Origin of the sequence: Streptomyces sp. NPDC017448, from assembly GCF_044330565.1 — a bacterium.
Taxonomy (GTDB): domain Bacteria; phylum Actinomycetota; class Actinomycetes; order Streptomycetales; family Streptomycetaceae; genus Streptomyces.
The window spans coordinates 65342-72443 of record NZ_JBIRLM010000008.1 but is presented as its reverse complement, the minus strand read 5'-3'; the positions used below and the strand labels follow the sequence as shown (position 1 = coordinate 72443).

The following is a 7102-nucleotide window of genomic DNA, read 5'->3' as shown; positions in this document are numbered from 1 at the left end:
TGTGATTCCTCGCCGTGGCCCGGCGCCCCCGGCGGGGCGTAGCCCGCCCGCGCGGCCGCGGCCCCCGCGCCCGCCCCGCGCGGGCGCCCCCCACGGCGGGGTGCGCGGTGCTGGTCGTGCCCTCGCTGCTGCCGGCGCAGCCCGCGCGGGGGAGGGCCTTCGCCCGTAGCCTGGAAGAGGTCGGTCCCGGGGCGCTCGGCGACTGGCTGAGGCGTTCCGAGGCGTCCGGATCCTGAAATACCGAGCCCGAATCGAGCGTGATTCACGCCACCCCTGATCGGGGTTGCGCTCAGATGAGCGAAATGGAGGCGGCTGCACTTCTGAAAGACGTGGCACTCAGTGCCACCTTGATGTGTTCGAGAAGTGGACTCACCTGCCCCCGGATTCGCTCAGATGAGTGGGTCGAGTCAAGTTTCGGCCATGTCGTCTTCGGGAGGTGAAGCCAAGGATTTCCGTGCTCCGGCCGGACGACCCTTTAGATCTGCTGGCGGACGGGTGGTTGCGGCCATATGACGACCAGGTGGACGTACCCATACGCCTTCGATCTGGGTATGTTCCTCGCCGTCAGGGCAGCCACCGCGTCCTCGAGGAGTCGAGACCCGTGTCGGAAAACAAAGATCCCCAGAAGTTCGTCTACGACTTCACCGAGGGCAACAAGGATCTGAAGGATCTTCTGGGCGGCAAGGGCGCCAACCTCGCCGAGATGACCAACCTCGGGTTGCCCGTCCCTCCGGGCTTCACCATCACCACCGAGGCGTGCAAGGTCTACCTCGACAGCGGCGAGGCGCCGACCGAGCTGCGCGACGAGGTGAGCGCGCACCTCACGGCGCTGGAAGAGCGCATGGGCAAGCGGCTCGGCCAGGCCGACGACCCGCTGTTGGTCTCCGTACGCTCCGGTGCCAAGTTCTCCATGCCGGGCATGATGGACACGGTCCTCAACATCGGCCTCTCCGACGCCTCGGTGGCCGGTCTCGCCACCCAGTCCGGCGACGAGCGCTTCGCCTGGGACTCCTACCGCCGCCTCATCCAGATGTTCGGCAAGACCGTCCTCGGCGTCGACGGCGACCTCTTCGAGGAGGCCCTGGAGGCCGCCAAGCACGCGAAGAACGTCACGGTCGACACCGACCTCGCCGCGGCGGACCTCAAGAAGCTGGTCAAGCAGTTCAAGAAGATCGTCGAGTCCGAGGCCGGGCGCGCGTTCCCGCAGGACGCCCGTGAGCAGATGGACCTCGCCATAAACGCGGTCTTCGACTCGTGGAACACCGACCGCGCCAAGCTCTACCGCCGCCAGGAGCGCATCCCCGGCGACCTGGGCACGGCCGTCAACGTCTGCTCGATGGTCTTCGGCAACCTCGGCCCCGACTCCGGCACCGGCGTCGCCTTCACCCGCGACCCGGCCAGCGGCCACCAGGGCGTCTACGGCGACTACCTCCAGAACGCGCAGGGCGAGGACGTCGTCGCCGGCATCCGCAACACCGTGCCGCTCGCCGACCTGGAGTCGATCGACAAGAAGTCGTACGACCAGCTTATGCAGATCATGGAGACCTTGGAGAACCACTACAAGGACCTCTGCGACATCGAGTTCACCATCGAGCGCGGCCAGTTGTGGATGCTCCAGACCCGGGTCGGCAAGCGCACCGCGGGCGCCGCCTTCCGGATCGCCACCCAGCTCGTGGACCAGGGGCTGATCGACGAGGCCGAGGCGCTCCAGCGGGTCAACGGCGCCCAGCTCGCCCAGCTGATGTTCCCGCGCTTCGACGAGAGCGCCAAGGCCGAACTGCTCGGCCGGGGCATCGCCGCCTCGCCCGGCGCGGCGGTCGGCAAGGCCGTCTTCGACTCGTACACCGCGATCAAGTGGTCCCGCTCCGGTGAGAAGGTCATCCTCATCCGCCGCGAGACCAACCCCGACGACCTCGAAGGCATGATCGCCGCCGAGGGCATCCTGACCTCGCGCGGCGGCAAGACCTCGCACGCGGCGGTCGTGGCGCGCGGCATGGGCAAGACCTGCGTCTGCGGCGCCGAGGACCTGGAGGTCGACACCAAGCGCCGCCGGATGACGGTCGGCGGCATCGTGATCGAGGAGGGCGACCTCGTCTCGATCGACGGCTCCACCGGCAAGGTCTACCGGGGCGAGGTGCCCGTCGTGCCGTCCCCGGTCGTCGAGTACTTCGAGGGCCGGATGCACGCCGGGGCCGACGACGCCGACGAACTGGTCGCCGCCGTGCACCGGATCATGGCGTACGCGGACCGGGTGCGCCGGCTGCGCGTACGGGCCAACGCCGACAACGCCGAGGACGCCCTGCGCGCCCGCCGCTTCGGCGCCCAGGGCATCGGCCTGTGCCGTACCGAGCACATGTTCCTCGGCGAGCGCCGCGAGATGGTCGAGAAGCTGATCCTCGCGGACACCGACGACGAGCGCGAGAGCGCGCTGGCCGCCCTCCTCCCGCTTCAGAAGGCCGACTTCATCGAGCTGTTCGAGTCGATGGACGGGCTGCCCGTCACCGTCCGGCTGCTGGACCCGCCGCTGCACGAGTTCCTGCCCGACATCACCGAGCTGTCGGTCCGCGTCGCGCTCGCGGAGTCCCGCAAGGACGCCAACGAGAACGACCTGCGCCTCCTCCAGGCCGTCCACAAGCTGCACGAGCAGAACCCGATGCTGGGTCTGCGCGGTGTGCGCCTCGGCCTGGTCATCCCCGGCCTCTTCGCCATGCAGGTACGGGCGATCGCCGAGGCCGCCGCCCAGCGCAAGAACGCCAAGGGCGATCCGCGCGCCGAGATCATGATCCCGCTCGTCGGCACGGTCCAGGAGCTGGAGATCGTCCGCGAGGAGGCCGACCGCGTCATCGCGGAGGTCCAGGCCGCCACCGGCACCGACCTCAAGCTGACCATCGGCACCATGATCGAGCTGCCGCGCGCCGCGCTGACGGCGGGCCAGATCGCCGAGGCCGCGCAGTTCTTCTCGTTCGGCACGAACGACCTGACCCAGACGGTGTGGGGCTTCTCCCGCGACGACGTGGAGGCCTCGTTCTTCACCGCGTACCTGGAGAAGGGCATCTTCGGGGTCTCCCCGTTCGAGACGATCGACAAGGACGGCGTCGGCGCGCTGGTCCGCAGCGCCGTCGAGGCCGGCCGGGCCACCCGCCCGGACCTCAAGCTCGGCGTCTGCGGCGAGCACGGCGGCGACCCGGAGTCGGTGCACTTCTTCCACGAGGTGGGTCTGGACTACGTCTCCTGCTCGCCCTTCCGCATCCCGGTAGCCCGCCTGGAGGCGGGCCGGGCCGCAGCCGAGTCCAAGGGCAGTGACAGCCGCTGACCCGGACTCACCGGTCCGGGGTGCACGAACACCCCGGACCTCCTGGGCAGGGCTGCACGAACAGCCCTGCCCACCGACCACGGCCGCATCGACGGCCTGCCCCTCCGGGGCCGTAGCGGGAAGCCGAAGCCCGGCCCTCACCGGGCGCACCGGCCCCGCGGCGGTCCCGGAGAACCCCGAAGCGGCGGCGCCCTGTGCGGGGGCGCCGCCGCTTCGCCGTGCGCGGAAATGACCGGCGGCGGCGAGAAGCGGTCAGGAGCGCGCACCGAATACGGGGCGGGGAATGTGGCGCAGAGCACATTGCGCCGTTGCGTCGTTTAATACGCAAAGAAATTCGGGTGTCCGGCGGGAGACCGGGGTGCGGTCCATGGATCCCCACCCATGGACCGCACCCGGCTTACCCCCGTCGGGTACGGAGCCGCACCGTCGCCCACCGCCGCCGAACGCGCAAAGCCCCCCACGGCCTTCACGTGCTCATCCGGTGGTCGCCGGATGCGTACCCGACGCCGTACAGCCTTTCGGGTGAAGCGAGGTGGGGCGAGACCTTTCACTTCTGGCCGAAACCCCGTGGTGACCTCCTGTGACGACCCGCATACCCTTTGGTGGGGGTAATTGCGGATGCAACAGGTGGGGGAGCGGTGCTGCGTATCCATGTGTCCCGGCTGGACCTTTCGCGGGTGCGGATGGCCACGAGGCCGGACGCGCTGTGGGAAACCGTTCTGAGTTTCCACCGGCTCAGGGACCGGCGCGCTTCGACGGTGTTCGGAAAATGGCGTTCGGAATCCCGGGCGCGGTTGAGTGGTGAAGCGCAGTTGCTGGCGGCGGTCGTCCCGCCCCGCGGATATTTCCCGGATTTCCTGACGCCCTCCCAGGGGGGTGCGGAGCCATTCGGTTTCGCCGCCGGAATGGAGGCGCTGCGCGACACCCCCGTCGACCGCGTCCACGCCGAGCTGGAGCTGATGGCCGCCGGACGCGTACGGCAGCGGGCAGACCGGCCGGTCGGTCAGTGCGGTCCGAGCGCCCGGGCGGGCGCGGCGGGCGCGGCGCTGCCCGCCGCGCTCATGGACGGCCGCGCCGGGCCGCCCGCCCGGCTCGTCGGCGCCCTCCGCAGCTACCACCGCGCGGCCGTCGAGCCCTACTGGCCGCACATCCGGGCCAGCGTCGAGGCGGACCGCGCCGTACGCGGCCGGGCCCTGCTGGACGGCGGCACGGACGGGCTGCTGGCCGCCCTCCCGCCGATGATCCGGTGGCGCGCCCCCGTGCTGGAGGCGGACTACCCGGTCGACCGCGATCTCCATCTGGACGGGCGCGGGCTGCTGCTCCAGCCCTCGTTCTTCTGCCGGGGCACCCCGGTCGTCTACCGCGATCCCTCGCTCCCGCCGGTGCTCGTCTACCCGGTGGCCCACCCCGGCGCCCCGGTCTTCGCCGAACCGGGCCCCTGGCTCGGCCGGCTCGTCGGGCACACCCGGTCGGCCGTCCTGTCCTCCATAGGCACCGGCTGCACCACCAGCGAACTGGCCCGCCGGGCCGGGGTGTCGCTCGCCTCCGCCAGCCAGCACGCCTCCGTACTGCGCGAGGCGGGCCTGGTCCTGACCCTGCGTCACGGCAGCTCGGTGCTGCACACGTTGACCCCGCTGGGCAGTTCCCTGCTGCGCGGCGGAGCCCCGCACGCGCTGCCGGAGGGGGCCTGAGGGGCGGGCGAGGGGGGCCTGGGGGGCGGGGCTGGGCCCGGGCGGGCCGGCGGGGGCCCTGAGCTGGCCTGGGTGGGCCGCCGGCCGGCGCCGTCCGCAGGCGCCGTCCGCGAGCGTTGTCAGGGGCGTTGTCAGTGGGCCGTGCCAATCTTCTGCCCGTGCACCGATGAGTTCCGCGCGGCTTCGCCGTCTACCCATCGACAGCGCCGGACGGAGCACCGCGGGCGCCGAGGGACCGAGAGAAGAGGAAACGACCATGGCTCAGATGATCTTCGTGAACCTGCCGGTGAAGGACCTGGAGACCACCAAGGGCTTCTTCGAGAAGCTCGGCTACGGCTTCAACCCGGCGTTCAGCGACGACAAGACCGCCTGTCTGGTCATCAGCGACACGATCTTCGCCATGCTGATGACCGAGCCGCGCTTCAAGGACTTCACGCAGAAGGACGTCGCCGACGCCTCGAAGACCACCGAGGTCATCCTGGCGCTGAGCTGCGACAGCCGGGAGGAGGTCGACCGCCTCGCGGACGCGGCCCTGGCCTCCGGCGGGTTCCCGGCGGGCGAGACGCAGGACCTGGGCTTCATGTACGGCCGCTCGTTCCAGGACCCCGACCACCACGTCTGGGAGGTCATCTGGATGGACCCGGCCACCGCCGCCGGTGAGCAGGGCTGAGCAGGGCTGAACGGGGGCGTGCGCCGAGCCGGGGGGGCGTGCGCCGGGGCCGCCGAGGGCCACCGGCGCACGCGGGCGCGGTCTCAGCTGCGGAACGGCCCCTTCACCTCGTACGTGATGCCGCCGGAGGAGCTTCCGCTCGTCCCGCGCTGCGAGGAGAAGTAGAGCCGGCTGCCGTCCGGCGAGAACGCGGGCCCGGTGATCTCGGAACCGGACTGGCCGGTGATCCGCAGGAACGGGGCCACCGTGTCGTCCGGCGTGATCAGGCAGATCTCCATGTTCCCGCCGTCCTCCGCGACGTAGAGGTCGCCGGAGCCGGACCGGGTGACGTTGTCCACGCCGGTCAGCGGGGCCGAGCCGCCCGTCACCAGCGAGTCGTCGTAGGCGAGCGAGATCGACGAGGTGTTCGCGTCGTACGCCCACACCCGGTTGTCGCCCTTGGTGGTGAACCAGCAGGTGCCCGCCGCGTAGAAGCAGCCCTCGCCGCCGTTGAACACCTTCGCCCCGGACACCTGGTACCGCGTCTGGGTGGAGGAGGCGGCCGGGTCGGGCACGTTGGCCCAGGTCACCGAACCAGAGGTGGCGGAGCCCGCCACCAGCACCTGGAGCGTGCCCTTCGACAGGTCGCCCCAGACCGTGGGCCGGAAGCGGTAGAAGCGGCCGTCGCTCTCGTCCTCGGTGAGGTAGACGTACCCGTGGTCCGGGTCGGCGGCGGCGGCCTCGTGCTTGAAGCGCCCCATCGCCGGACGCCGCACCGCCGCGTTCACGCCCCAGGGGTCGGTCTCGTACACGTACCCCCGGGTGACCTCCTCGCAGGACAGCCAGGTCTTCCACGGGGTGGCGCCGCCCGCGCAGTTGTTGTTCGTGTTGCCCAGGATGCGGTACGCGGCGGTCACCGTCCCCGAGGAGTCGAACCGCACGGCGCTCGCCCCGCCCCCGCTGCTCGGGGAGACCTCGGCGTTGGAGACGTAGATCCAGCCCGACCCGTCGGCGTACGTCGCGCCGCCGTCGGGGGCGCTGTGCCAGCGGTAGGAGGTGCCCGGCACGGTCTGCCCGGAGCGGGCGACGACCCGGCTGGTGAAGCCGCGCGGCAGCAGGATGCCGTCGCTGTTGGCCGCTTGGAGCGCGCCGTACGGGCCGGTGGCCGGCTGGGCCGGGTCGGCGAAGGCGGCGCCCCGCCACAGGGTGCCGCCGAAGGCCGCCGCCGAGCTGCCGATCACCGCGGTGCGCAAGAAGTTCCGACGTTCCACGATCACTCCACGCATGAGTGAGGGCCCACCGCTCCGGTCGGACCGGTGGGTCGCGCGTCAGGACTGTAGGAGCGCGAAGTTGACGAAGCGTCACGTTCAGGTGAACGGGCGGCGGAGGAGTTGCGCAGGCCGCGTCCCCCTCGGCACGGTCCGGGGCGCCCGCCTGCCCGCACGGCCC

At 71.2% G+C, this 7102-nt stretch carries 4 protein-coding genes; 3 read left to right on the top strand and 1 reads right to left on the bottom strand.

Annotated elements, in window-relative coordinates; translation table 11 throughout:
* Nucleotides 1-601 precede the first annotated feature (601 nt).
* The 3 genes from ppdK (at nucleotide 602) to ACH4K1_RS15650 (ending at nucleotide 5674) form a co-directional block, all read left to right on the top strand.
* Nucleotides 602-3313, top strand: coding sequence for a pyruvate, phosphate dikinase (gene ppdK, locus ACH4K1_RS15660; protein WP_228993484.1), 2712 nt, complete (start codon nucleotides 602-604; stop codon nucleotides 3311-3313).
* 638 nt (nucleotides 3314-3951) lie between these two features.
* Nucleotides 3952-5004 carry an ArsR/SmtB family transcription factor gene (locus ACH4K1_RS15655; protein WP_398089817.1) on the top strand — a complete coding sequence of 351 codons (1053 nt, stop codon included), beginning with the start codon at nucleotides 3952-3954 and terminating at the stop codon, nucleotides 5002-5004.
* Nucleotides 5005-5260: 256 nt separating this feature from the next.
* Nucleotides 5261-5674, top strand: coding sequence for a VOC family protein (locus tag ACH4K1_RS15650; protein WP_398089816.1), 414 nt, complete (start codon nucleotides 5261-5263; stop codon nucleotides 5672-5674).
* Nucleotides 5675-5757: 83 nt separating this feature from the next.
* Here the strand turns inward: ACH4K1_RS15650 and ACH4K1_RS15645 are convergent, their stop codons facing one another.
* On the bottom strand, nucleotides 5758-6924 hold the full coding sequence (locus ACH4K1_RS15645; protein WP_398089815.1) for an alkaline phosphatase PhoX: 1167 nt from the start codon (nucleotides 6922-6924) through the stop codon (nucleotides 5758-5760).
* Nucleotides 6925-7102 lie beyond the last annotated feature (178 nt).